The sequence below is a fragment of the Streptomyces sp. SID3343 genome (assembly GCF_009865215.1).
GTDB lineage: Bacteria > Actinomycetota > Actinomycetes > Streptomycetales > Streptomycetaceae > Embleya.
In genome coordinates this window covers 1-590 of the sequence record NZ_WWJX01001459.1, presented here as the reverse complement: position 1 = coordinate 590, position 590 = coordinate 1, and the positions used below count along the sequence as shown (strand labels likewise).

The window sequence follows — 590 nt, the reverse complement described above, 5'->3', positions numbered from 1 at the left end:
GTCAGGGGTGGTGTGCGCTATGCGGCGGACGCGGCCTGCTCGGCGTAGGCGGCGAGGAACTGACGGCCGATCAGGTGCGTGTACGCGGGTGGGATCGCTTCGGCGATTTCGCGGCGGACGTCGGTCCAGTCGATGCCCATCGCGGCCTGCCACTGGGCGACGCTGCCCTTGCCGCCCCCGTCGCCGTAGACGGCGAAATACGGGCCGGTGAACCACTCGCCGTGGCGCATCCCCGCGACGCGTCCGCGGTGCGGCCGGTGGGCGGGTGCGGTCACGGTGACGCCGTGCACCTCGAAGAACCGGTGTCGCATGACGGCGAGATCGAACATCTCACCGCACAGCCGCACGTCGCGCCGGAGTTCGGCGCCGGCGACGTTTTCGATCACGAACGGCACACCGGCCGCGGTGAGAACGTCGCGGGTGGGTTCGATGAGCCGCGGGTAGGTGCGTCCGCGGTTGGTGCCTTTGGTGAGCGAGCACGCGTCCTGGCAGGGCGGCGAGGCGTGGACGACGTCGAAGTCCGCGGCGTGCGCTCGGGCGTACTCGATCGCGTCGGCGCGAACGAACGCGTCTCCGCAGTAGTTCGGCTG

At 70.8% G+C, this 590-nt stretch carries 1 protein-coding gene; it reads right to left on the bottom strand.

What is annotated here, in order from left to right; translation table 11 throughout:
• Nucleotides 1–17: 17 nt before the first annotated feature.
• A partial coding sequence (locus GT354_RS46190; RefSeq protein WP_161363546.1) for a DNA methylase occupies nucleotides 18–590 on the bottom strand: 573 nt, incomplete at its 5' end.